Origin of the sequence: Rheinheimera oceanensis (genome assembly GCF_018831085.1) — a bacterium.
Lineage (GTDB): Bacteria > Pseudomonadota > Gammaproteobacteria > Enterobacterales > Alteromonadaceae > Alishewanella > Alishewanella oceanensis.
On record NZ_JAGPNM010000036.1, the window covers coordinates 1 to 1,241 of the forward strand.

General features: G+C 49.9%; 1 protein-coding gene. It reads right to left on the reverse strand.

Annotation, left to right across the window (positions count from 1 at the left end; translation table 11 throughout):
* Window positions 1–44 precede the first annotated feature (44 nt).
* A complete protein-coding gene (tuf, locus tag J3B89_RS20955) occupies window positions 45–1,229 on the reverse strand; it encodes an elongation factor Tu (protein ID WP_215399540.1) in 1,185 nt (394 codons plus the stop codon).
* Window positions 1,230–1,241: the final 12 nt, after the last annotated feature.

Below are 1,241 nucleotides of genomic sequence, written 5' to 3' on the forward strand. Positions count from 1 at the left end.
GCCATAAAAAAAGCCCCTTACGGGGCCTTTTCACATCTTAGCTATTACGCCAGGATTTTTGATACTACGCCTGCACCTACTGTGCGGCCACCTTCACGGATAGCGAAGCGTAAACCTTCGTCCATCGCGATTGGGCAAATCAGCTCTACAACAAACTTCAGGTTGTCGCCTGGCATTACCATCTCTACGCCTTCTGGTAATTCTACTGCTCCAGTTACGTCTGTCGTACGGAAGTAGAACTGTGGACGGTAGCCTTTGAAGAATGGCGTATGACGACCACCTTCTTCTTTTGACAGAACGTACACTTCGCCTTCGAACTTAGTGTGTGGCTTGATTGAACCCGGCTTAGACAGTACCTGACCACGCTCTACGTCTTCACGCTTGGTACCACGTAACAGTGCTCCAATGTTCTCACCTGCACGACCTTCGTCCAGCAGCTTACGGAACATTTCTACACCTGTACAGGTCGTCGCTACAGTGTCTTTGATACCAACGATTTCTACTGTCTCACCTACTTTGATGATACCTTGCTCTACACGGCCTGTTACTACTGTTCCACGACCAGCAATTGAGAATACGTCTTCGATTGGCATGATGAATGGCTTGTCAATCGCACGTACCGGCTCTGGGATATAGGTGTCTAACGCTTCGCCCAGCTCCAGAATTTTCTTTTCCCACTCTGCATCGCCTTCCAGGCCTTTCAGCGCTGAACCACGGATTACCGGCAGGTCATCACCCGGGAAGTCGTAGTCTGACAGCAGCTCACGCACTTCCATCTCTACCAGCTCTAACAGCTCTTCGTCATCTACCATGTCACATTTGTTCATGAATACGATGATGTACGGTACACCTACCTGACGTGATAACAGGATGTGCTCACGCGTTTGTGGCATTGGGCCGTCTGTCGCCGCTACTACCAGAATCGCGCCGTCCATCTGCGCCGCACCGGTGATCATGTTCTTAACATAGTCAGCGTGGCCTGGGCAGTCTACGTGCGCGTAGTGACGTGATGGCGTGTCATATTCTACGTGTGAAGTGTTGATCGTGATACCACGCGCTTTTTCTTCTGGCGCTTTATCGATTTGATCGAAAGCAAATGCCTGACCGCCGTAGTGCTTTGCCAGTACGTTTGTGATTGCTGCAGTTAAAGTAGTTTTACCGTGGTCAACGTGACCGATGGTGCCTACGTTTACGTGCGGTTTATTACGTTCAAATTTAGCCTTAGCCATGAATAGACCCTT